General features: G+C 45.6%; 17 protein-coding genes. 4 read left to right on the top strand and 13 right to left on the bottom strand.

Annotated elements, in window-relative coordinates; all coding sequences use genetic code 11:
- Positions 1-163: 163 nt before the first annotated feature.
- A complete protein-coding gene (locus tag B147_RS0117465) occupies positions 164-472 on the bottom strand; it encodes a DUF4242 domain-containing protein (protein ID WP_020588494.1) in 309 nt (102 codons plus the stop codon).
- Between the two features lie 276 nt (positions 473-748).
- Between B147_RS0117465 and B147_RS0117460 the strand changes: the two genes are divergently transcribed.
- Positions 749-2,158, top strand: a complete 1,410-nt coding sequence (locus B147_RS0117460; protein WP_020588493.1) for a sigma-54 interaction domain-containing protein — start codon at positions 749-751, stop codon at positions 2,156-2,158.
- A gap of 60 nt (positions 2,159-2,218) precedes the next feature.
- Here B147_RS0117460 and B147_RS0117455 read toward each other — a convergent pair whose 3' ends face one another.
- From B147_RS0117455 to B147_RS0117445, 3 genes are all read right to left on the bottom strand, one after another.
- Positions 2,219-3,247, bottom strand: coding sequence for an ABC transporter ATP-binding protein (locus B147_RS0117455; protein WP_020588492.1), 1,029 nt, complete (start codon positions 3,245-3,247; stop codon positions 2,219-2,221).
- 6 nt (positions 3,248-3,253) lie between these two features.
- Positions 3,254-3,940, bottom strand: a complete 687-nt coding sequence (locus tag B147_RS0117450) for an ABC transporter permease (RefSeq protein WP_020588491.1) — start codon at positions 3,938-3,940, stop codon at positions 3,254-3,256.
- A gap of 140 nt (positions 3,941-4,080) precedes the next feature.
- The gene (locus B147_RS0117445) at positions 4,081-4,914 is read right to left on the bottom strand and encodes an ABC transporter substrate-binding protein (RefSeq protein ID WP_020588490.1); all 834 of its coding nucleotides are present in this window, start codon (positions 4,912-4,914) and stop codon (positions 4,081-4,083) included.
- Between the two features lie 529 nt (positions 4,915-5,443).
- Here B147_RS0117445 and B147_RS0117435 point away from each other — a divergent pair.
- From B147_RS0117435 to B147_RS30465, 3 genes are all read left to right on the top strand, one after another.
- Positions 5,444-6,577, top strand: a complete 1,134-nt coding sequence (locus tag B147_RS0117435) for a response regulator (protein WP_020588488.1) — start codon at positions 5,444-5,446, stop codon at positions 6,575-6,577.
- Positions 6,578-6,611: 34 nt separating this feature from the next.
- Entirely contained in the window at positions 6,612-10,529 is a 3,918-nt protein-coding gene (locus B147_RS30470) for a PAS domain S-box protein (RefSeq protein ID WP_020588487.1), read from the top strand.
- Positions 10,530-10,644: 115 nt separating this feature from the next.
- On the top strand, positions 10,645-12,873 hold the full coding sequence (locus tag B147_RS30465) for an ATP-binding protein (RefSeq protein WP_020588485.1): 2,229 nt from the start codon (positions 10,645-10,647) through the stop codon (positions 12,871-12,873).
- Between the two features lie 188 nt (positions 12,874-13,061).
- On the opposite strand, the gene B147_RS0117415 is transcribed toward B147_RS30465, so the two are convergent.
- The 9 genes from B147_RS0117415 to B147_RS32500 form a co-directional block, all read right to left on the bottom strand.
- Positions 13,062-14,660 carry a phosphohexomutase domain-containing protein gene (locus tag B147_RS0117415; protein ID WP_020588484.1) on the bottom strand — a complete coding sequence of 533 codons (1,599 nt, stop codon included), beginning with the start codon at positions 14,658-14,660 and terminating at the stop codon, positions 13,062-13,064.
- A 55-nt stretch (positions 14,661-14,715) separates the two neighbouring features.
- Positions 14,716-16,224, bottom strand: a complete 1,509-nt coding sequence (locus tag B147_RS0117410; protein ID WP_020588483.1) for a glycogen/starch synthase — start codon at positions 16,222-16,224, stop codon at positions 14,716-14,718.
- A gap of 136 nt (positions 16,225-16,360) precedes the next feature.
- The gene (locus B147_RS0117405; protein WP_020588482.1) at positions 16,361-16,564 is read right to left on the bottom strand and encodes a cold-shock protein; all 204 of its coding nucleotides are present in this window, start codon (positions 16,562-16,564) and stop codon (positions 16,361-16,363) included.
- 21 nt (positions 16,565-16,585) lie between these two features.
- Positions 16,586-16,894: an isoamylase early set domain-containing protein gene (locus B147_RS0117400; RefSeq protein ID WP_020588481.1), complete on the bottom strand. Its 309-nt coding sequence runs from the start codon at positions 16,892-16,894 to the stop codon at positions 16,586-16,588.
- 167 nt (positions 16,895-17,061) lie between these two features.
- Positions 17,062-18,837 carry a PAS domain-containing protein gene (locus tag B147_RS0117395; protein WP_020588480.1) on the bottom strand — a complete coding sequence of 592 codons (1,776 nt, stop codon included), beginning with the start codon at positions 18,835-18,837 and terminating at the stop codon, positions 17,062-17,064.
- Positions 18,838-18,929: 92 nt separating this feature from the next.
- Positions 18,930-21,953: a chemotaxis protein CheB gene (locus tag B147_RS0117390; RefSeq protein ID WP_020588479.1), complete on the bottom strand. Its 3,024-nt coding sequence runs from the start codon at positions 21,951-21,953 to the stop codon at positions 18,930-18,932.
- 270 nt (positions 21,954-22,223) lie between these two features.
- Positions 22,224-23,852 (bottom strand): chaperonin GroEL, encoded by a 1,629-nt coding sequence (groL, locus tag B147_RS0117385; protein WP_020588478.1) that lies wholly within the window; start codon positions 23,850-23,852, stop codon positions 22,224-22,226.
- A 17-nt stretch (positions 23,853-23,869) separates the two neighbouring features.
- Positions 23,870-24,157 carry a co-chaperone GroES gene (groES, locus tag B147_RS0117380; protein WP_020588477.1) on the bottom strand — a complete coding sequence of 96 codons (288 nt, stop codon included), beginning with the start codon at positions 24,155-24,157 and terminating at the stop codon, positions 23,870-23,872.
- 74 nt (positions 24,158-24,231) lie between these two features.
- Positions 24,232-24,454: hypothetical protein (locus tag B147_RS32500; RefSeq protein WP_033397570.1), on the bottom strand; the 223-nt coding region annotated here is incomplete at its 5' end.

Genomic DNA, 24,454 nt, shown 5'->3' with positions numbered 1-24,454 from the left:
GAGATGTTTCAATATTCGTTGTGGGCTGAGCCTGGCAGCTGATATATCAGGTCAGCCCATGGCTGTTATATCCGGGAGCGCGGGCGGGACGCCCACGCTCCTGAGGACCACCGAATCCAGAGCGTATTTCAGAATGCACCCGGATATCTTTATACTTCATCTCTTACATCTCAGCTCTCTGATATGCTTCGGCAAGATCGTCCGCCCATGTTCCTCTCCAAACATCGGGGACGGTTTCCTCTACCTGGGTGATGCTTTCCCAGCTGATGCCGATTTCAGTAAAAATATCCTTCAGGATTTCTTCGGTGGGAGCCAGCCAGATGCAGAAGCGTATGCCGGTTTTTTCGTTGTAGTAAGTTCTGACCCAGGTAGCTGCTTCAACAGCTGCCAGTTTGCGCCAGTTCTCCTTAATGACTTCCCAGTCAACACCTGGCGAGTTATGAACCATCATGTATTTTTTTGTTTTACTCATGGCTAATCTCCTTATGTTAGGTTAACTTGGTGCGCCTTTCAGCTATTGGCTGTCCGGCTAAACATAGTTATTACAAGGATCATGCCGAAGATTCTTTTAATGCTTTAAGTTTTATGTAACTATTCAATATAATTTATAAATATAAAATTTTTTTTCTGATACATTTCAACACCACAAAAGATTGACAATTTCTTGTCCGCCACTTATGATAGAAAGTAGTTTTAGTAGCGCTACAAGTTGCGCCACTGAATCATTCAAAAATAAAGAAATCCAACTATGGAAAACATTCAACAGGCGATCGAGAAAAACGAACTGCTCAAGCGGTTGCTGGAAGCTATCGGTGACGGCGTTTTTGTGCTGGATCCCACTGGAAAAATCGTCGCCTGGAATCCGGCCATGGAAGCCATTACCGGATATTCATTTAAAGAAATGAAAGGAAAAAGCTGCCAGACACTAAAGTTTAGTTATTGTTTCGGCAGGGACTGCCCTTCCGGGATGCATGACTGCAGGGTACTTAAAAACGGTAAAACCACACCCACCGAATGCATGATCAGCCACCGGGAAGGGCATGCCCTTTCAGTGAGCAAAAAAGCCCGGGTCATTAGAAATAATCGCGGACAGATTATAGGGGTGATCGAAACCGTTATTGATTTGACTGAGCTTAAAAATGCCCGGCTGAAGATGGAAGAAGCCACCCGCCGCCTGGGCGAATTGAACCGGCTGGGCGGTATCATCGCCAAAAGTCAGGTCATGCAGAATGTTTTCTCTTTTATAAAGGCGTCAGCCGCCAGCGAAACGACTATTTTTATCCAAGGTGAGAGCGGAACGGGCAAAGAACTTGTGGCCGGGGCCATTCATTCCATTGGTGAAAGAAGGAACAGGCCCATGGTTACGGTTAACTGCAGCGCTTTGTCCGAATCATTACTGGAAAGCGAGTTGTTCGGACATGTCAAAGGTGCGTTTACCGGAGCGAACCGGGATCGGATCGGCAGGTTTGAACAGGCTGACCAAGGCACTATTTTTTTAGACGAAATTGGTGAAATTTCACCTTATATCCAGATAAAACTTTTGCGTGTACTTCAGGAAAAAGAGATAGAACGCGTTGGAGAGTCCCGAAAGCGCAAGGTGAATATCCGGATCATTACCGCTACCAATAAGGATTTGAAATTACTTGTTGATGACGGCCTCTTCCGGGAGGATCTGTATTATCGCCTCAAGGTGTTTCCCATCTATCTGCCGCCCCTGCGAAATCGTAGAGAAGACATCCCGCTGCTGATCAACCACTTTATTAAGCTGAATAATAAAATATCCGGCGGAACCGTTACCGGTATTACAAAACCGGTTTTGAAAACCTTCATGGAATATGACTGGCCCGGAAATATCCGGGAACTGGCCAATGCCGTTGAACATGCATTTGTGCTTTGTTCAGGCCGCCAGATTGAACTCGAAGATCTTCCTGTAGAAATCATCGGACAAAAGACCTCCGATGCTGAACCATCTCACCCATACCCGGCGCCTTCCCCGCCCCGTAAAAAGCAGCGCCGGCCCCTGGACCGGGAGCGTTTACTGGCCATCCTCCATGAGTCAGGATGGAATAAAGCTGAAGCTGCCAGGCAAACGGGCTTCAGCCGGGCAGCCATCTGGAAATACATGAAAAAGTGGAATATTCCCATGCAGCATGAATAACGGCCATGGGCCGTCCTTGGTCTCTCTACACCCAGGCTTGGGCCCACAACAAAAAAAAATTTAACGCCAGAAAATATCCCGGGTTCTGAAAACCAGGGTTCTCTTTTCTCCCGGTTGCAGGTTCAATGCACCGGCTTGCTCTTTTGATAATAAAAGGGTAAGCCTGAAGGCGTTTGCGTCAAAGTCCACCTCAATACGGCCGGTTTTAGGTTCCAATGCCATTCGGGTGACCAGGACAGGGAGCCGGTTTTCTCCGTGGAGTTGGTTTTCACCGTCCCTGGCGATATTGATCTTGTCCGCCGGTATCAGGGCAGTCTCCCCAGTTTTGCAGGGCAGGGGGATATCCCGGCCGCCGGACACCGGCAGAATCCAGTCGACGGTATTACCGGTCTGTGCCTGGTAGGGTGGGGGAAATATGATCTCTTCGTGGGTGGTAAAAATCCGGCCTTTTTCCATGGAGACCCGGGTGTCGCTGACGGTATTGAGCCAGGTCAAATCATGGCTGACAATGATCAGGGTACAGCCCCATTTGTCCCGGGCCGCCAAAGAGGCCCGGCGAATGAGGCGGGCGCTTTCGGCATCCACACTGGCCACAGGTTCGTCCAGCAAAAGCGCCCGGGGCTCAAGGATCAGCCTGGCCGCCAGGGCCACCCGCTGGGCTTCTCCGCCGGACAACTGGTGCCATGCCCTGTTGTGAAAGGCATCATAGTCCAGGCCCACCGCAGCCAGAGCCAGGGCTGCCCGCTGTTTTAATTTTTGGGTCTCTTTCCTGATTTTAAGGCCGTAGATGACATTATCCAGGACCGAGCGTCTGAGCAGATAGGGGGTCTGGGTCATCAGGGTAACTTTGGATCTAATCCTGGCGGACATGGGGTGTTCCCTGCGGCCGTTGAAACGGATTTCGCCCCGGCTGGGGGCCATGGCGAATGCCAGCAGCTTTAAAAGCGTAGATTTACCGCTGCCGTTGGGGCCGGAGATGCCTAATATGCTTCCCGTCGGGATGCTGAATTCGTCAATGTCAAGCACCTTTTTACTGCCATAGTAATGGCAGATGCGGCAAAGGGTGTATAAAGGTGCCGGGAAAGTCATCTTATTCTACCTTTTCCTCAGGAAAGAGAGGCTTAGGTTTACCGTAAATGCAATAAGCATTAAAACAATGCCCAACGCAATGCCGTCGGCAAACATGCCTTTGTTGGTTTCCAGGGCTATGGCCGTGGTCATGGTCCGGGTGTGATATTTTATATTACCGCCCACAATCATGGAGATGCCCACCTCGGTGAGGACACGGCCGTATGCCGTAACAGCGGCGGCAAGAATACCAAACCGGACCTCCCACAGGCAGGTCAAAATGATGTCTTTTTTTCCTGCACCTAATGAAACCAGGGTCAGCTTCAGGGCAGGGTCTATATTCTCAATGATGGAGGCCGTGATGGCCGTCACCACAGGAAAGGCCAGGATGGTTTGGCCAACGGCAATACCGGTCAGGGTAAATAAGAGGCCCATATCGCCCAGAGGGCCTTTGGAAGAGATAAACGCATAGACAATCAGCCCGACACAAACCGTAGGCAGGGCCAAAAGTGTGTCCAAAATCGTTCTTATGGGGCGTTTGAACCTGAAGTCAAAGTAACCGAGAATGAATCCACAGGGCAGTCCGGTTAAAAGACTGACCAGCATGGACCCGGTGGAAGCTTGGACTGTGGCTGAAACTGCTGACCAGGTGGAGATATCTCCACTGATCAGCAGTTGGATCGCTTTAAGAAACCCTTCAAGCAGAAATGCCATTAATAACCTTTACAACACTGGGTTGATCGATGCCGGTTTTCATGAAACTGGAAACAAGATACAAGAAACAAGAGGGCGAAGCGCCTGCGGTGCCCATTTTAGTCTTGCATTGTTTGTTGTTGGCTTGTGGACCATGGGCGTTATTTTGCATTGGGGATAAACAATTTTTTTCCCAGGAGCCGGAATTCGCCGATTTTAGTCTGGGCAGCTTCCGAGGCCATCCAGTCGGAAAATTTTAAGGCCAGGTCATACTTGGCATCAGGGCAGTTTTTAGGATTTAAAGTCAACACCGAGTACTGGTTCAAGAGGATATCGTCCCCTTCCACCAGCACGATCAAGGAGGCATCCCCGCCCTGCTGGTCCTGATATTTGATATAGGTGCCACGATCGGTCATGGTGTAGCCGTTTTTTTCCTGGGTTACATTAATGGTGGCCAGCATACCTTGGCCGGTTTGGACGTACCATTGTTCCTTGTCCGGCAATTCAATTCCTGCATTTTTCCAGAGCAGTTTCTCTTTCTTGTTGGTACCCGAATCATCTCCCCGGCTCATGAAAAAGGCTTGGTTTGTCTTGATGGCTGACAGGGCCTGGGAAATATTTTTTCCTTTTACACCGGCCGGGTCTGATTTCGGGCCGATGATCACAAAATCATTATACATGATTTCCCGTCGGTCTTTGCCGAAACCCGCGGCTATGTAGGCCTTTTCTGCCGGGGGGGCATGGACCAGCAGCACATCCACGTCACAGTTCTGGCCAAGTTTCAGGGCTTTGCCTGTCCCCGTGGCCGTCCATTTCAGGGCGATTCCGGTGTCCTGTTCAAAAAAAGGAATCAGATAATCAAGCAAGCCTGTGTTGTCTGTGGAGGTGGTGGTGGCCATCATCAGTTCTCCTTTACTTTCGGCCTGTGCCATAACACCACAAGATAGAACCATGAGGACGGCAACCAATAGGGATAGATATTTTCCGGGTTTCATTTTTGTCTCCTTTAATAAAATAAAATGGTGAATTAAGAGTTGCGGTTTTGTATTCGTGGAAAATGTTACGAAGTGTGCCTGTTTCTATAGTCCAGGATGCTATTGTTTGTCAAGAAATACATACTTTTGGGGGCAGGGCGCAGTTGCATAGTTTTTTGCTGACCTTGTGGCCATTGATGCGAATTGCTGTAAAATCAATTGTAAATAATGGCCGGCAATAAGGCAAAGACCATCAAAGACACCCCGATGGTGACATTTTTTATAAAAATAACGTTCCCGCAAAATTAAAATAATGGTATTTTCAAATAGAGTAAGATACAGGTAGTATATAATTTCCAATTATCCGTTGATCGGAGAGTCCAGAAAGTTTTTTTTAACTTACGCTATTATTCATTCAGCACAAAATGTATCTGCCTGTCTTATCACAATATTGGATCACTAAAGACTCTACGGACTGAAAACAATAAAAATTACGGGGAAAAATTTTTGATATATTTATGCGTTGGGTGTAAGGGGAAAAGAATCTAAAATGATAAAAAATGTAATGGAAAAACAAACAATACTCATTGTGGATGACACGCCGGATAATTTGGCCATCCTGGGTGAACTGCTGATGCCTTATTATCAGGTCCGCGTTGCCAATTCAGGTCCTAAAGCCCTTACCGCCGCCTGTACCACCCCTTTGCCGGACCTTATCCTTCTTGATATTATGATGCCGGGAATGGACGGGTATGAGGTAATCAAACATTTGAAGAACAACCCGGATACCAGTGACATTCCCGTTATTTTTATAACGGCGCTGGACACGTGCGAAGACGAGACCAAAGGGTTCGACCTTGGTGCCATGGACTATATATCCAAACCGGTTCGCGCGCCTATTTTGCTGGCCCGGGTTAAAGGGCAGCTTGAGATCAAGGCGGCACGGGATATTCTGCGTAACCAGAACAACTGGCTTGAATCGGAAATTCAACGGAGAATCCGCCAGTATCAAAAAGTCCAGGACATCAGCATGCGGGCATTGGCCAGTCTGGCTGAGGCCCGGGATGACGAGACGGGGAATCATATCCTGCGCACACAAAATTACCTGCAGATTATAGCTGAGGATCTGGTTGACCACTCCCTGTATACCGACGTTCTTACTCAACAGACCATTGAGATCTATGCAAAGGCCGCTCCGCTTCACGATATCGGTAAAGTGGGTATTCCGGACCATGTTCTGTATAAGCCGGGCAAGCTTACCCCGGAAGAGTGGGAAATTATGAAAACCCATTCTCAGATAGGGGCGGACGCCATTCAGCGGGCTATCGGCAATGAGGACGATAAAGAAGCGGTCGATTTTCTCTATGTTGCCATGGATATTGCCGGTTATCACCATGAAAAGTGGGACGGTAGCGGTTACCCTAAAGGGCTGGCTTCAAACCATATTCCGCTGGCTGCAAGACTGATGTCACTGGCCGACGTGTTTGATGCGTTGACCAGCCGCCGGGTTTATAAATCTGCATACCCCATGGATGTCACTGTAAAAATTATCAATGAGGGGCGCGGAGTTCATTTTGATCCGGATATCGTCGATGCATTTAATCGACGGATGGATGATTTTCAGGACATCGCGGCCCGGTATAAGGAACAAAATGACCCCCAGGATGCAAAATCAACTAAATAACAGCCATTAATTCCATCACAAGGATAGCGTTAACATGCTTAAATATATTTTATCTCTTACATGTTTGCTGATTGTGCTGTTGCTTGGGGAAGGCTTTACCATTTGTGCCGGGATTACTATTATTTGTTTCGTCTTGTTTCAGAATTTGTATCAGCAAAAAAAAATCAAGGGAATGGAAATAGAGCATGCGCAAAGAATTGCAGATCAGCGTTTTGACTCGCTGAGCAATAATATACCGGGGGGGTTTGTTTTTCGTTTTACCATATTTCCAGATGGCACAAGAGCGTTTTCCTACATCAGCCAGGGGGTGCAAAAGCTGTTTGATTGTTCACCCGAACAGATCATCAAGGATCCGTCATTGGTGCTGTCACGCATGGATAAAAATTCTGAAGCCATTTTTCGTATGGTCATGGCAGACAGTGCCGAAAATATGTCCATAATCACGGAAGAATTTAAGTTTGATCTGGATAATGACCGGGTATTATGGATGCAGTTTAACACCCATCCGGTCAAGGAGGCTGAAGGACGCATCGTTTGGGACGGTGTTGGAATCGACATCACCGGGCATAAAAAGGCGGAATACGATTTGCGGCAAAGCGAGGTACGGTTTCGCAAGATATTTAACGAATCCCGATCTCCGGTGTTTCTGATGGAAAATGAACGGTATATTGATGCCAACCAGGCGGCTCTGGAGCTTTTAGGGTATGACGAGCCCGAGGCGTTGCACGGAATCTCTCCCGAAGATATCTCCCCTAAATATCAGCCGGATGGAGAACTATCTATAGAGAAAGTCAAGGCGGTCCATAAGATCGCCTTGACACAGGGAAGTCATCGCTTTGAATGGGAGTATCTTAAAAAAGACGGCACCCATATTTTTGCCGAAGTGACATTGACGCCCATACGTTTTGAAGACAGGACATTTATCCATATCTCCTGGACAGACATCACCCAACGTAAGCAGATGGAAAGCCGGCTAAAGGAGTTTGAAGCCATCGTGAACTCGTCAGATGATGCCATTATTTCTAAAACCGTATACGGTACGGTCCTCAGCTGGAACCGGGGGGCGGAAAAGATCTTCGGATATAAGGCGGATGAAATCATCGGACGGCCCATCAAGCAACTGTTTCCCCACGATTTATGGGTTCAGGAACAAAAAATTCTTGAAAAAATAAGACAGGGCATCAATATCGAACACTTTGAAACCCGGAGGGTGCGCAAAGATGGTACCGTCATTGATGTATCTGTTACAATTTCTCCTATATATGATAAGTACGGTGTTGTTTGGGCGGCATCAAAGATTGCAAGGGATATTACGGAGAAAAAGCAGATCGCCTTCTGGCTTGAAGAGCAGCGGCGGCAATTCAAAACCCTTTTAGAAGCCATTCCGGATCTTGTGTGGCTCAAAGACAATAACGGCGTGTTTCTTTTCTGCAATCGTCGCTTTGAAGCCATGTTAGGGGCAAAAGTAGGGGAGATTGTGGGCAAAACCGACTATGATTTCTTTGATAAAGAGATTGCGGATGCTTTCAGGCAAAGGGACAGGGGTGCTGTGGAGGCAGGGAAGGCCACCATGAACGAAGAGTGGGTAACATTTCCCTCTGATGGCCATATGGAACTCTTGGAAACCATCAAAACCCCTTTGAAGAATGATAAGAATGAGACCATCGGTATTCTGGGGATTGCCCACGATATTACGGCAAGGACCCGGAATGAAGAGCATTTGCGCAAATTTTCCCTGGCCGTGGAACAAAGTGCCAATGCCGTTGTCATCACTGACAGGAACAGCACTATAGATTACGTCAATCAGCGTTTCACGGAAATGACCGGCTATTCCAGAGATGATGTGATTGGAAAAACCCCGCGTATTCTTAAATCAGGAGAAACACCCCGGGAAACATATGTACAGCTGTGGGATGCCCTGGGGAAAGGAAAATCGTGGAGCGGAGAATTTATAAATTTACATAAAAACGGTGAAAAATACTTCGAATCTGCAGTCATTACTCCCTTGCGTGATAAGGACGGCACGGTAACCCATTTTGTGGCGATTAAAGAGGACATCACCGAGAAGAAACGGATCGAACAAGAGTTGAGCGATCACCGTCAGCATCTTGAAGAACTGGTGAAATCGAGGACTGTTGAGCTTGAGACCGCCAAACAGCAGGCCGAAGCCGCCAATCAGGCCAAGAGTACGTTCCTTGCCAATATGAGCCATGAAATCAGGACCCCGATGAATGCCATTATCGGGTTTGCCCATCTGATCCGCGGGCATATCAAGGATGAGGAGCCGCAAGAGATGGTCTTTAAGATCATTCGATCCGGTAAACATCTGCTGGATATCATTAATGACATACTTGATTTGTCGAAAATTGAAGAGGAGGCTTTAATATTGGAAGAGACCACTTTTTTAACATCCGCCATCATTGATAATGTCTGCAGCATGATACAGGAACCGATTTTCCATAAAGGACTACAGTTAATTGTAAACAATGATCCTGCACTGAATACGCTGCCTGTCATCGGTGACCCCTTACGCCTTCGACAGATACTGGTCAACTATCTTGGCAATGCCGTGAAGTTTACCGAAAAGGGCCGGATTACTTTGAATGCGATTGTTTTCCAAAAGCGTGCCCATGACGTTAAGTTGCGTTTTGAGGTTAAGGATACCGGTATCGGTATCAGTGATGACCAGAAAGCTTGCGTGTTTGATTCATTTGTACAGGCAGATTCCCTGACAACCCGTAAACATGGTGGTACGGGGTTGGGACTGGCCATCTCCAGGCAACTGGCGCGTATGATGGGCGGGGATGCCGGCGTTGACAGCGAACTTGGAAAGGGCAGCACCTTCTGGTTTACCGCCGTATTTAAAATTGGCGACAGCACAGATATCAAGTCCGATGTCTGTGAAGCGTTGATAAAACTTCGCGAAAATGCCCGTGTTCTTCTGGTGGAAGACAATGAGATCAACCAGGAAGTGGCTAAAAGTATTCTGGAACAATTTGGATTGTCTGTGGATACGGCCTTTAACGGCCGTGTGGCCTGCAGGAAAGTGGAGTCAAATCAATATGACCTGATTCTCATGGACATGCAAATGCCGGTCATGGATGGTTTGGAAGCCTCCCGGAAAATAAGAGAAACGCCGAATGGCAGACATGTTCCCATTGTGGCATTAACCGCCAATGCATTTGAGGAGGACCGCAAACGTTGTCTTGAGGCCGGAATGAACGGCTTTGTTGCAAAGCCCTTTGAGCCCGAGCAATTGCATGCTATCCTGGCTCGATGGATACCTGGCCGTGATGGTATTGAGGGGCTCAATGATGGTGACGCGATTGAGTCGTTATGCCGGGGTAAGAACGATGGTGTCTACAGTCACATTGATCAAAAAACCGGCTTAAACTATGTGAAAAAAATAGAAATTTATCAAAAGATGTTGGACAAATTTTTAGAGCAGCAGGCTGATCTGCCGGCACGTTTTGAAATCGCACTCCAGAATAAGGATATGGAGTTAGTGCGGCGTATGGCCCATTCTATCAAAGGATCGGCAGGAACGCTTGGAATGCATGAATTACAGGAGATTGCAGCATCGTATGAAAATCTTGTGCGCAATGGTGCAGGAGATCAGGAACTCAATGAGGCCTTTGGTGATTTAAAAAAGGAGATCTCCGCAGTTTGCCGAGAAATTCAGGGGATGAACAAACCCCCTGCCATTGAACAGGATACCGTTAATCCGGTAGAACTTAAATCAATGGTGGGTCAACTCGTTGAATTTTTAAAGCAGAACGATATGAGGGCTTATAAAATCTGGGAAAAAGTACATCCGGATCTGATGACCATCATTAAGAGTGAAGATATCGATCCCTTAAAGCATCAGATTGAAAATTTTGATTTTTCAGAAGCCCTGTCTACGCTGAAAGATCTGATGGCCTGTTACCCGGAACAACTCATCAATGATTAGTTTTCGGGCGTTATTTGACCAAGAACTCAAACAAATGAAAGACTCCGGTGAAATAGCGCAGTTCTTAAACAAGTACACTCTATCCAATTGAAGACATATAAAGGGGCAGGAACATATGGCAGATCAGATCAGGAAGACCCCCGCTTTAAAGGATGCGTTGAAACAACGATCCCTTGCCGGTACGCTGACTCTACTTTTAACGTTAACTGTGACTGTGGTTGCATTGACCGTTGCCGGTATTTTGTATGTTGCCGTGTCAAAGAGTGAATACCGGCAACTGGAGGAAAAAGCGGATGAGTTTATTTCATCAATAGATGATGTTCTTGAAATTCCTTTATGGAATATGGACCGTGAAAATATACAAAAAATTGCCCAGGCATATACCGATAATGAGCTGTTTGAATATCTTGAAATCCGGGATAATCTGAATACTTCGTTTTTTAATTATTTTCGGAATCGAAACGCACCGGTTATCGGTAAATCGAGTGATATCTTCCATGGAGGCCGGCTTGTGGGACATATTGATGTGGCCTTTACCACACAAGGGTTGATCCACCGTAATCATAAGATTCTTTTATCGGGCCTTGGTATACTTGCCATAATTATTTTTGCTCTGACCCTGGTAACGGGATTGTTTTTCAGAGCTGTTTTAAAAAATCTTTTTCGGCGCCTTAACGCCATATCCGATGCGTATGCACTGGGAAAAGATATTATGCCTGAACACGAAATTCCATATCGTGAGTTTCAATCTTTGATTGGTATTCTTGGGGATATGCGCGATACGCTGAATATGCAGGTGATGGAAATTAAAACTGCAGAAAAAAAATATCGAACTATTTTTGAAAATGCGGTGGAGGGTATATTCCAGTCCACTCCCGACGGCCATTTCATTAATGTCAATCCTGCTATGGCACGAATGCTTGGCTACAAATCCCCCCAGGACTTAATTCAGTCCATCTCGAATATCGGAGAACAGCTTTATGTGTCCCCTGGCCGTAGAGAAGAATTCATCCGGCAGATAAAAACGCAAAAAGAGGTGACAAATTTTCACACCGAGTTTCGAACTGCAGACGGGGGAACAGTCTGGCTGTCATTCTACTCCAGGTCTGTCCGGGATGATAACGGCAAACTTGAGTACATCGAAGGGATGGCCCTGGATATTTCCCAGCAAAAAAAAGCCGAGGAGGAAAGGAAAAAGTTAGAAGCGCAACTGATTCATTCCCAGAAACTTGAATCCGTAGGCCGACTTGCCGGGGGCGTTGCCCATGATTTTAATAACATGCTCAGCATCATTTTAGGGTATTCCGACATGATGCTGCAGACTGTGACGCCCAAGGACCCGAATTATGAAAGGCTGGTTGCCATCAGTTCCGCTGCCAACCGGTCGGCAGGCCTGACGGGGCAGCTTCTTACTTTTGCCAGCCAGCAGACGGTTTCACCTAAGATTTTGGATTTAAATAAGAAGATCCAGGATATGATCAATATGCTTAAGCGTTTGCTCAGAGAGGATATTGATCTACAATTTTTACCGGGCGAAGATATCGGAATGGTAAATATAGATCCAAGCCAACTGGATCAGATATTGGTAAACCTGTGTATTAATGCCAGAGATGCCATTGTTGGCATCGGTCAGATTTCCATTGCAACCGGACATGTCTTTATGGATGAAAAGTACTGCCGCCAGCATTCGGATGTTGTTGTGGGGGATTATGTCACGCTATCAGTCAGGGACAACGGCTGCGGCATGGAACCATCCATGCTGGACAACATTTTCGAGCCTTTTTTCACAACCAAAGAAGATTCAAAGGGATCCGGTCTGGGACTGTCCACTGTCTATGGTATCGTTAAGCAGAACAACGGCAGTATTCATGTGCATAGTGAGCCCGGTAAAGGAACCGTCGTTACGGTTCGTCTGCCTGAGTCCCGGGATGTGATACCTTCAGTCGTGCACGATACTGATACGAACGTATCATCTAAAGGGAATGAAACCATTCTTCTTGTGGAGGATGAGGAAACACTTCTTAATCTATGCCGTGAGACACTGGAGCAGATGGGGTACACGGTATTGGCTACGGATTCTCCCAGGGAAGCCTTGCGTATTGCAGCTGAGCACCCTGGGGAGATCCAGTTGCTTATGACGGATATCGTTATGCCCGGAATGAACGGCCTGGAACTTGCCGATAAACTGATTCGTGAGCATCCCGGCATTAGATGCCTTTATGTATCGGGGTATACGACAGATGTTTTTTTCCCCAACGGAGTCGTGGAAGAGGGCTCTCATTTCCTTCAAAAGCCCTATACCAAAAATGATTTGAAAAACATGCTTCGAAGAATTTTATCCTGAACAACCGCCATCTGGGTTTCAATGGGTAATTTACCGGGTGGCCGCGGACAAAACCGGCACGGACAAATTTAGAAGAGATAATCTGTAGCGATAAAAATCAAAGCTGCAAATAATCCTATGCAAAGTATAATTACAATATCTCTGGACATGGCATCTCCTTAATTTTCAGTTTTCTTATCCTTCTTTTCTTATCCTTCTTTGGGGATACGGAATATTAGATTAAGGGCTTCATCATGAATTTTTTCCCAGAGATCTTCTCCTCCAAAGCTTTCAATATAGAGTTTCATTTTCGGTTCAGTACCTGATGGCCTAATGGCAAACCATGACCCATCCGATAGATTGACTTTTATACCTCCTATGGGGCTATTATTCCCCGTGGCTTTTGTCTGAATGTTAACGATTGATAAACCTGCCAATGATGTAGCCTTTATTGAGTCCGGAGATGTTTGTGAAAGTATTGTTTTTTGCTCATTGGTTATAGGGCCATCTATCCTTTTATAGTAAGGATTTCCAAATTCAGGTACCAATGTGTCTTTATAAATTTGGGATGGCGTTTGTCCGGTTTTCGCCAGAATCTCAGCCGCAAGCAATGTTAAGATAAACCCATCTTTATCTGTAGTCCAAACATCTCCGTTTTTTCTTAAAAAAGTTGCGCCGGCACTCTCTTCACCACAAAAGGCAATTTTTCCTTCCATCAAACCGTTAACAAACCATTTGAATCCAACAGGCGTTTCAAAAATCGTCTTGTTGAATCCCATAACCACTTTATCAATCATGCTGCTGCTGACTAAGGTTTTTCCTATGCTAAGGTTATTTTCCCATAACGGCCTGTTTTGGAGCAGGTACCAAATGGCCACGGATAAATAATGATTAGGATTCATCAGGCCATCCGGGCAAACAATTCCATGTCTGTCAAAATCCGGATCATTTCCCCATGCAATATCGTATTTATCTGCAAGCTTGATTAGGTTTGCCATCGCATGGGGTGAGGAGCAATCCATTCTTATTTTTCCATCATAATCCGGGGGCATGAAGCTAAAAGTTTTATCAACTGTTGAATTGACAACATCAATATCAAATCCATATTTATCAGCAATAGGATCCCAAAAATTTACACCGGCACCACCCATCGGATCTATTCCAATTTTGATTTTTGATTGATGAATCGTTTCTGTGTCTATCACATCGGATAAAGATTCTACATAAGGGGTGATAAAATCCCTTTCATACGTAGACAAAGCTGAAAGGGCTTTCTTGTAAGCAATTCTTTTAATCCCCAAATTTTTAGAATTTATCAGCTGATTTGCTCTTTTTTCAATGAAATTTGTTATTTCAATATCAGCAGGCCCCCCATGCGGCGGATTATATTTAAATCCGCCGTCTTCGGGCGGATTATGAGACGGCGTAATAATAACGCCATCTGCAAGACTCTTTTTATTAGTCCGGTTGAACTCCAGAATCATAAACGAAATGACTGGGGTGGGCGTATATTCACAATTCCCGTGGATGAAAACCTCCACATTGTTTGCGGCAAAAACTTCCAGTGCGGTTTTAAAAGCCGGGAAGGAAAGCGCGTGAGTATCATAACCTAAAAACAGGGGCCCAGAGATTTTGTTTTTTTTTCGATAATCACAAAGCGCTTGAGAAATAGATAATATATGTTTCTCATTGAAAGTACCGTCTAATGATGAGCCTCGATGTCCGGAAGTCCCGAAAGATACGTCTCCTGTTATTTGTGTTGAATAATAAGAAGATACTATTTTTTCACTATTATTTCTATTTTCCATTAATATTCTCTTTCCTGAAGGGTAAAAATTTAGGGAACAGCCTCTTTTTTATTGATTAACAAACGGGACGCTTCAGCATTTTTTCATACAATAAAAGATACTGTTCTACTGTCACCGAATGATCAAACCTTTCATGGCTTTGTTTCATGATCCTGGATATTTGAGGGTTCTTTACGTCCCGTGGTAAGCTGTAAAACATCATCGCCTTATCAATTGCTCTCATCAAGCTGCCTACATCAGATTGATTGAATAAAAATCCGTTCCCGCTGTTATGCACAACGTCCAGGGGAGTGACGGATTGATGATTGCCGTTATTATTATGCACAATAGGAAGACTCCCATATAAAAGCCCGGTAATTTCTTCAGAACTGACGGGTTCCACTGAAAATTGAACCAACACAAAGTCTGATGCAGCATAGGCCGCCCGTAAAAGTGAATTCTCCGGTGTACTGACAGCGACCCTGTTTGTTAAACCAACATCCCGAATAGTATCCTTTATCAGTCCCCTAATCGTTCCTCCGGCTGTAAAAATAATTTCTAAATTCTGATGCCGGGCCCTGGCAAGAAGCTCATACATTATCGTTGAAATGAAATACGAGCTATTATGGACCTTGTCCATACATGACGGCAAGAATAAAATTGGCTTCAGTGGATCTTTGGGCAATCCCAAACTGTCCTGGAGAAAAATTTTATTGGTTTTTTTACCGTCGATATGGTTTTTTTCATCATAATTTTTAAATAGGGCTGTATCGTTTTTTGGCAGGCATGATTCATCCGGGCAGTTCAAGATCCCTGATGCGCATCCCTGAGTGACTTTGTTTGAAAGTTCCTGTTGAATGGGTGGAGTAACGAACGGATGCTGCCCTTGAATCATTTCTTTTAGGAATTCAGGACAGGTCGTATTAACAAAAAGAGCTGCAAAGATACCACTGGCAAGAAAATCCACCGGATTAGAGCCGCGGGTTTCTTCATAATTCAAGGGCTGCCGTTCAAAAAAAAGGTCCTGCCAGAAATACGCTGTATCAATTCCCCTGTCTTCGATGGAAGACAACAAGGCCTTATTGTTATAAATATTATTAATAGTGAAAAGGCAGGGTATTCCAAGTCTTTTTACCATGGCAGGAATTAACCCCGTCATCCAATCATTGCAATGAATCAGGTCCGGTTGAACGCGGGGGATAATCGTGTTGATCACCTCTCGCTGGAAGGACAGTGAGCTTTTTATATTTTCCTGGTCAAAATCGGAATATATCTTTTCTTTATAAAAAAACATTTGATCTTCAGCCAGATGAACCCTTGCTTCCTTGTCGTGGTTTCTTGTCCTGCTAAGCTGTCGTTGAAACAAAGAACTCTCATTATTATTGAACAAGGTGCGGTAATCAGGAAGCGCCACATGGATATCTGCACCTTGTTTATACAGGGAATGAATGAGTGCGGCGGAATCGTCCGCCAACTTACCGGCTCTCGCCTTCAGGGAAGTGCCCATGGCACTCATTTTTTCCGGCAGATAAGACACTTCCGGCGTTACGAATAGAATTCTGGGCTTTTCAAAATCATGAGGCATCGGGCGCTCCTATAGTCCAAATATTCTGAACTTAACTATTTTTTTACTCAAATTATGTTTATACTGAATATAACTCACTGATATTTGGATATAATATAACTCCGTGTTTCGTCCGGCTTCCGCTGCCTGAGGCAAACTAAACAACCATAACATTCACGGCATTAGGTCCCTTTTCTCTCTGTTCAACATCAAAGGTCACCTTATCTCCCTCATTAAGAGCCTTAAAGCCGGGAGTGTTAATTGCAGAATGATGGACAAAAATATCCCGTCCACCGCTATCCGGTAAAATAAAGCCAAACCCCTTACCTTCATTGAACCACTTTACTGTTCCGCTCGCCATTTCAGACATTCTCCTTCTTTGTTAAATGACAATTACCGAGTTTTCACAATCCCCGTAAGCGCAATGAATATAAGCATCGGCTTTCGTGTCATTGAACCAGTTCTCCCCATCCGCAAGGTATCTGAACTGATATTTTTTATTAAGATCAAGGTTCACCGTAGCAGCAAAGGTCCCGTTTTTGTTCTTTTTCATGGGCGTTGCGCATTTGTCCCATTGATTGAATTCACCCACCACATGGATTTTTTTTGCACCATCTGTCATCTCTTTTTGAGCCAGGAAAGTCACCTTGCACTGTGATTTGTTTTTTAGATATTTTTTTTTGATGGTCATAATTTCTCTCCTTATCTTCTCCAAATTGATTGAGTGTATGGATTTCCAGATGTAACAAGCTTACAGAGCCTGGAAACTTCTAAATGAGGATAGGGGGGGGATGATTACAAGTCAACACGATAGAAGACTATAAAAAAACATATAAACCGACTATTAAAAATAGGGGATTATTCGAGGGACAACAGGAATGACCGAAGATTTATTTTTTTGTTTTTCAGCCCTGTTTTTGCCCGGATATTATCCCGGTGTCGGGAGACGGTGTGAAAAGAGCAGTTCAGGATTTGTGATATTTCTTTGTTGGATTTTCCCGATTTGATAAGTTGGGCCACATGAATTTCCGTAGGGGTTAAATTTATCAGTTTATCTGATAATTTTTTTGAAAACGGGGAAAGGATGTGTTTTAAACTCAACTCCAGAATCTTGACTATTTCTTCCTGATCTTCTTGTGTCAGTGTGTTTTTCAGGTTTTGAATAATGGGGGTAAGCAGCATTTGATAGTTGGCAAATATATTTTTTTCAATTTCGTCTTTATCCAGTTCTCTTCTTTTCAGCAGCACTTTCAAAGCCGCATTCATATCTTCCAGTTCATTAGCCTTTTGTTGCAGTTCTAACTCGGTTTGTATGCGGGCGGTAATATCAATCTGGTATTTTATGATCTGAGCGATTCGTCCGTTCTGGTCTAATACCGGAAAGGCGTACGTTTCGATGTTTAACGGATTTCCCTGCTCATCGTGGTATAACTGTTCTCCAACAAAGGGTTTTCCCGTTCGCTTGACTTCCTGCACCGGGCATGTATAGTCATCACCGGTACAAGGAGTGCCCCGCTGGAATAAGATTTCATGGCATTTAAGCCCCACCATCTTTTCCCCGCCGTAAGCTTCATTGGCTAATTCAACGGTATAGTCCATTGCGTTTATAACGGCAAACGGCTTTGTTATCGAATTAATGGTCGTTCTCAGGAACATCTCGTTTTGGCTTATTGCCTCTGTCATCCGGACTCGCTCTATGATATGCCCCAATCTTTCCGTCATGGCATTGAGCAAACAAACCTCTTCTATCGAAAACAATTCACCATTAAATTCCGGCCGATTCTCTGTATAGCATACCATCACTTGCCCGATTTTCTTTTTCTGAATGACAATATCACTTGTTTGCATCCATTGCGTTTTCCGGAAATCCTTTGTTTGAAAAATTTGCCCTTCCAGATCAATACAGGCTTCTGTGATTTCAGGAAACTGCCAGGCCTGGGGAATCAACAGAACCATTTTTTCCATTACCTCATCCAAACCGATATCCGGTTTTTCCAACAGATCGGAAAAACGGAATAAAAGATTCAGCTCCTTGACTCTTTTTTTTAATGCATACTCTATACGCTTGGATTCGCAGATGTCAGTGATGGTAATCTGGCAGACGACTGGCGGTTCTCCACCGTTCTCCGCGACCACAGAATCCAGCCGCGCACAGAACAGCGATTTGCCGTTTCGCAGCATTCGCAGTTCAAAGGTCTGGGGTTTACCGGTTTCAAAAAGTATTTTCCAGTGGTGATTGAATATATAGTAATCCCTAGATAAGATAAACAGAGAGATCGGTCTGTTTATCAGGTCACTTCGGGTCTGGCCGAGGAGGGTGGCGGCAGTGAGGTTGGCCTTCAAAACGAGTCCTTTTTCATTGATGACACAATAGCCCACCGGTGCAAAATCATAAAGGTCTAAATAGCGCTTGTGGGAGCGCTCCAGTTCCTCTTGGGCCAAACGTAGTTCATCATTCTGCATTTCCAGCTCAATCTTGTGCACCTCCAGCTCGTGAATTAGTTGACCGATTTCTTCGCGTGACAAGGCTGCGGTTAAATCGTTTGACAACAGTTTTGCTTCTTGTTTTATTTTTTTTTCAGCCTTGCATCTAAGTTCAACATTGCCATCGAGTTGGTTATCCTTGGTATTCATAATGAACCTGCATTATTTTATGTAAAAGTTAATGAATTTTAAATTCCTCTTATGTTTTGTTATGGGGTGGGCCTGGGTGTTGATAGACCAGGTCAGTCCATGGCTGTTATTGGGGATTGTTCGGGTATGAATTGAAGCAGAATACGGTATGGGCAATTTTTATCCCCTTTAAGAATAGTCCCTTTAATCGTATACTTTTTTTCCCCGGAGGCGGTTTCAAAACTAATCATATCCGAGATGAAATCTTTATTTGTTTCCATAGCTGCTTTCAATTGTGTTCCCAACGTTTCTTTTTGTGAAGACACTATTTTGAGGGTGGGGATAAAATCCGTTCCGGTAAGGTATTTCCGGTCTATATCCATAAGTGTCATATAGCAATTGTTGGCGATAACTATGCAGCTGTTTACATCCAATACCACCTTTGGGTCTTCGCTTATATCAAATATGGCCCGCACGAGTTCCCAAGCATTTTCCGCTTCTTTTAACGAGGTTTCAAGCCGGCTATGGACTTTCTTTTGATCTTCAATGCTTGTAAACGTCATCACAGCGCCGTCGATTCGGTTATCCGTGGTACGGTAGGGTATGATGCGCATGTTGAACCATTTGTCTTCATTGGTCTGCACTTCGGTTTCAACGGGTGTCAAATACTGCAGGACGTTTTCCAGATCTTTGATCATGTTGCCGTATTTCAGGTTACTGACAACATGCTGGATAGGCCTGCCGATATCTGTCTGAATGAGATTGATAATCATTGTGGCTTCAGGTGTAAATCGCCGGACCCGCATGTTATTGTCCACAAAAATATTGGCGATTTCCGTACTGTTCAGCAGGTTGCGCATGTCATCATGGGCTGCCGACAACTCCTCCACTTTGCCCTGGAGCTCTGCGTTGACGGTTTGCAGTTCTTCGTTCAGCGACTGGAGCTCCTCCTTGGAGGACTCCAGTTCTTCGTTGGTGGACTGAAGCTCTTCGTTGGCTGATTGAATTTCTTCATTGGTTGATTTGAGCTCTTCATTTGACGATTCCAGTTCTTCGATGGTCGTCTGATGACTTTCCCTGGTCGTCTGCAGTTCCCGTTCCAACTCGGTAATGCGGGGTGGTGCAAGCGAGGAAGCATCTTTACCAACAAGATTCCCGGCTTCGTCCAAGGATTCTGATTTGATATCCTCAAAAACCACAAGTAAGCGTCCGGCAAGTTCATCGGGTTTCTTCAAAGGGCAAACGTGCAGATCGATCAGTTGATAATCTCCGTTGGTTTTTACAGAAAGTCTTCTCTTGGTCACTTTAACACCTGATGAGCCGGCAGCCCTAAGGGCTGCTGAAAGTTCTATGCGCAGACCCTCGCGGGCCATATCCAGAAGGTTGTTGGTGAGAGGACCGCTGGGGGTCTCAAGGTATTTGCCGGTCCGGCCCTGTATATTTATGATGTCGCCATCGGTGTTCGTAAGAACGGCAGTTGGGGCAAACTGTTCCAACACCACCTTTTGTGTCAGATAGCTGGAGTCGAACGTTTTGATTTGAGAAGTTCCAACAGATGAATCCTTGGGATGTTCTATGTCCAATGGCCCGGTGGGAAAGTTGACAAGATGCCGCATGGCTTTAGACACTTCCTGACGTCTGAAAATTCTCCATTTTTTATTGATGACTTGGAAAAGATCCGTTGCGCCCCCTATTGTTTCGGAAGATCCCAGCATAAGAACGCCGCCCGGGGTCAGTGTATAGTGAAACAGGGGCAGCAGCTTTTTTTGTGCATCCGAATTCAGGTAAATCAGCAGATTCCTGCAGCACATCAGGTTCAGCCGGGAAAACGGCGGGTCTTTGATAATATTTTGAACGGAAAAGACCACACAATCCCGAATTTCCTTTCGTATACGGTAAAAATCTCCCTCTTTAATGAAGAAACGATTCACACGCTCCTCACCCAGATCCGCTTTGATACTGAACGGGTAAACACCCTCACGGGCCTTGCTGATGGCCCGGTTGTCAATATCCGTACCAAATATTTGCAGGTTTATCCGGTTTGGATTCTTATCAAGGACCTCTTTTAATATTATGGCCAAAGAATAAACTTCCTCACCGGTTGAACATCCCGGAATCCAGGCTCTGAAGGTGGCGTCAGGCCTTAGGCTGCCTAAAAGATCCGGCAGGACATCTGTCTTCAGCACCTCAAAGGATTCCGGATCACGGAAAAAATTGGTCACACCAATCAACAGCTCTCGAAACAAGGCATCTATTTCCTCGGGGTTTTCCCTTAAGTAGCGCACATAAATTTCGTGACGGCTGATATGGTTCAGGCTCATCCGACGGTTGATGCGCCTGAGAATTGTATTGAGCTTATAGGATGAAAAATCATGACCGACATGTGATCGAAGAATGGCATAAATTTTATGGATCCAGCTCTCTTCCTTAAAGGGAAGCCCAGCTGGGGTATCCTGGGACCGCGGGACAGCGTGTGAAAAATATTGGATGAGTTTTTCAGGCATGTCCGCCGGAGCCATGATCATATCGACTATTCCGGTATTGATTGCGCTGCGGGGCATACCGTCATATCCAGCCGAGTCCTCGGATTGAACAAATACAAGCCCGTCATTCACTTTGATCTCTTTGATACCCAGCGTACCGTCCGTGCCCATACCTGACAGTACAATAGCTGCTGCATGGTTTCCCTGATCCTGGGCAAGCGACCGGAAAAAGAAATCAATAGGCAGCAGGCCCCGTTTTGTTGTCATATCCAGGAGCTGAATGTTTCCGTTGTAAATTGAAATATCCTTGTTCGGGGGAATGATATATGCTCTGTTCGGCTCAAGTGGCGTTGCGTCTTCTGCGGTTGACACCGGAATCGATGATATTTTTTGAAGTAGCTCCTGCATAAGGCTCGGCTGGTTCGGCGCCATATGTACCAGAACAATAAAAGCCATGCCGCTTTTTGGCGGCACCTTTGCAAAAAAAGCCTTTAATGCTTCCAATCCCCCGGCTGATGCGCCCAACCCCACAACCGGAAATAATTGGGGGGGTGATTTTCTTTCAATATTGCCGGTTGCTTCTTTTTTCCTGGTTGTTTGACTCTTGGATTTTGATTGCGGTAAGCTGACGTCTTTTTCTTCTTTGAGGGGCATGTTGACCTGACTTATTTAAGATAAATTGTATAAGCTTTGATGCTCAGAAGCCATCAATTCACTGCATTCATCAGCTCTTCAAAATTGATGCTTGATGCTGTTTGCATCTTTTAGTCCTTTCCTACACTAAAATTAAAAGGATAGCAAAAGATATTATTTAGTTGCCCCAACTTTAAAAAAGAAGATAGCCCAGGCGGTTTATTTCCCGGTTTATGGTGTTGGAGCGGATTATGAAACCCGCTCCGGCTATATTTTTCAGGAAGCTTCTATTTAGTAGATATCCTCCATACCTTTCCCGGCAGAAGCGGTTGACCCTTTCTTTTTTATAGGTTTTTCAGCAATCATGGCTTCGGTGGTCAGCATCAGGCCTGCGACCGAGGCGGCGTTTTGAAGGGCGAAGCGTACTACCTTGGCGGGGTCAATAACACCGGCCGCCAGAAGATTTTCATAGGTGTCGGTCCGGGCATTGTATCCAAAGTCGCCATCACCTTGCAATACCGTGTTCAGGACGACCGATCCCTCCATACCGGCATTTCTGGCAATCTGTTTCAACGGCTCGGACAATGCGTGCTTTAATATTTTGATCCCGTTTTGTTCCTCGCCCTCGGCCTTGATGTTTTCAAGAACTTGTATACACCTGACCAGGGGAACGCCGCCTCCGGAGACAATATCCTCTTCAACAGCAGCCCGTGTGGCGTTTAATGCGTCTTCAACGCGCGCCTTTTTTTCCTTCATTTCAGTTTCTGTGGCCGCCCCGATATTGATGATCGCCACGCCGCCGATGATCTTGGCCAACCGCTCCTGCAGCTTTTCACGGTCATAGTTCGAGGTAGTGTCTTCGATTTGGATTCGGATCTGCTTCACACGGCCCTCAATGGCAGATTGGACGCCGCCGCCGTCCACAATGGTGGTGCTGTCTTTGTCTATTTTGACGGATTTGCAGGTGCCCAGATTTCCTGTTTTGATATTTTTCAGTTTGAAGCCTAAATCCTCGGAAATCATCTGGCCGCCGGTCAAAATTGCGATATCCTCAAGCATGGCCTTTCGGCGGTCCCCGAATCCCGGTGCTTTCACCGCCGCCACTTTTAAGCTGCCCCGCAGTTTATTGACAATGAGGGTGGCCAGGGCCTCGCCGTCCACATCTTCGGCAATGATTAAAAGCGGCTTGCCGCTTCTGGAAATTTCTTCCAGCAACGGCAGCATATCTTTCATTACGGTAATCTTCTTTTCATGGATAAGAATGTAAGGATCTTTGAGCACGGCTTCCATTTTTTCGGCATTCGTTACAAAATAAGGCGATAAGTATCCTCTGTCGAACTGCATGCCCTCCACCACATCTAATGTGGTCTCCATGCTTTTGGCCTCTTCCACGGTGATGACGCCTTCCTTGCCCACCTTGTCCATGGCCTCGGAGATCAGTTTTCCGATGGTGTGATCATTGTTGGCCGAGATGGTTCCCACCTGTTCGATTTCCTTTTTATCCTGGGTGGGTTTGGATAATTTTTTAAGATGGGCCACAACTGCGTCGACCCCTTTGTCAATGCCGCGTTTCAGCGCCATGGGGTTCACCCCTGCGGACACCAGTTTCTGGCCTTCAACATAGATGGCCTGGGCCAGAACCGTTGCCGTGGTGGTTCCGTCACCGGCGGTGTCGCTGGTTTTACTGGCCACTTCCTTGACCATTTGGGCCCCCATGTTCTGAAATTTATCGGATAATTCAATCTCCTTGGCCACGGTGACACCGTCCTTGGTGACAAGGGGGGTGCCCCAGGATTTTTCCAGAACCACGTTGTTTCCCCGGGGACCCAGGGTTACTTTTACAGCGTCGGCCAGGGTGTTGACGCCCAAGACCATTGCATCGCGGGCTTTTGATCCGTAGCTGATCATTTTCGCAGGCATGGTGTGTACCTCCTTTTTTAATTTAAAATTCCCAGGATGTCGTCTTCCCGCATAACGATATGCGCGTCTCCATCGATTTTAATTTCACTGCCGGCATATTTGCCAAACAATACACGGTCTCCCTTTTTAACCTCCGGGGCCATGCGTTTGCCGCAGTCGTCCCACTTTCCCGGCCCCACGGCAACGACTCTGCCTTCCTGGGGTTTTTCTTTGGCAGTGTCCGGAATAACAATACCTCCGGCTGTCTTCTCTTCTTCTTTTATTGGCTTGATGATAACTCTGTTGCTCAATGGTTGGATTTTCATTTTGGTTGCTCCAAATACTTGAGTTTTCGGATTTTTTATCTTGATAATTTGAAAAAAACTCCAGTTTTTGTTTGTCAAGCTGCAGTTTGTAGTCCGGCATCGTCCAAATTCACTAACTCATAACGCTTCTTCCTTGTTCTGTTCATACGCGTTTTTTCAACCCAAAGCCAACGTTCCACAAAATGTTTATCAGTCTCAAGCTTCTCCAAAAGAGCCTTAAGATTCTCATACTGCGCACGACGGACTATCGAAGGAACCGTTAATGGTGCCTTTGTCAATTTTCCAGCAACGCTTTGC

The sequence above is a fragment of the Desulfobacter curvatus DSM 3379 genome, assembly GCF_000373985.1.
In the GTDB taxonomy this organism is placed as follows: domain Bacteria; phylum Desulfobacterota; class Desulfobacteria; order Desulfobacterales; family Desulfobacteraceae; genus Desulfobacter; species Desulfobacter curvatus.
The sequence above is the reverse complement of the archived record's forward strand: the minus strand, read 5'-3'. Positions and strand labels throughout refer to the sequence as shown.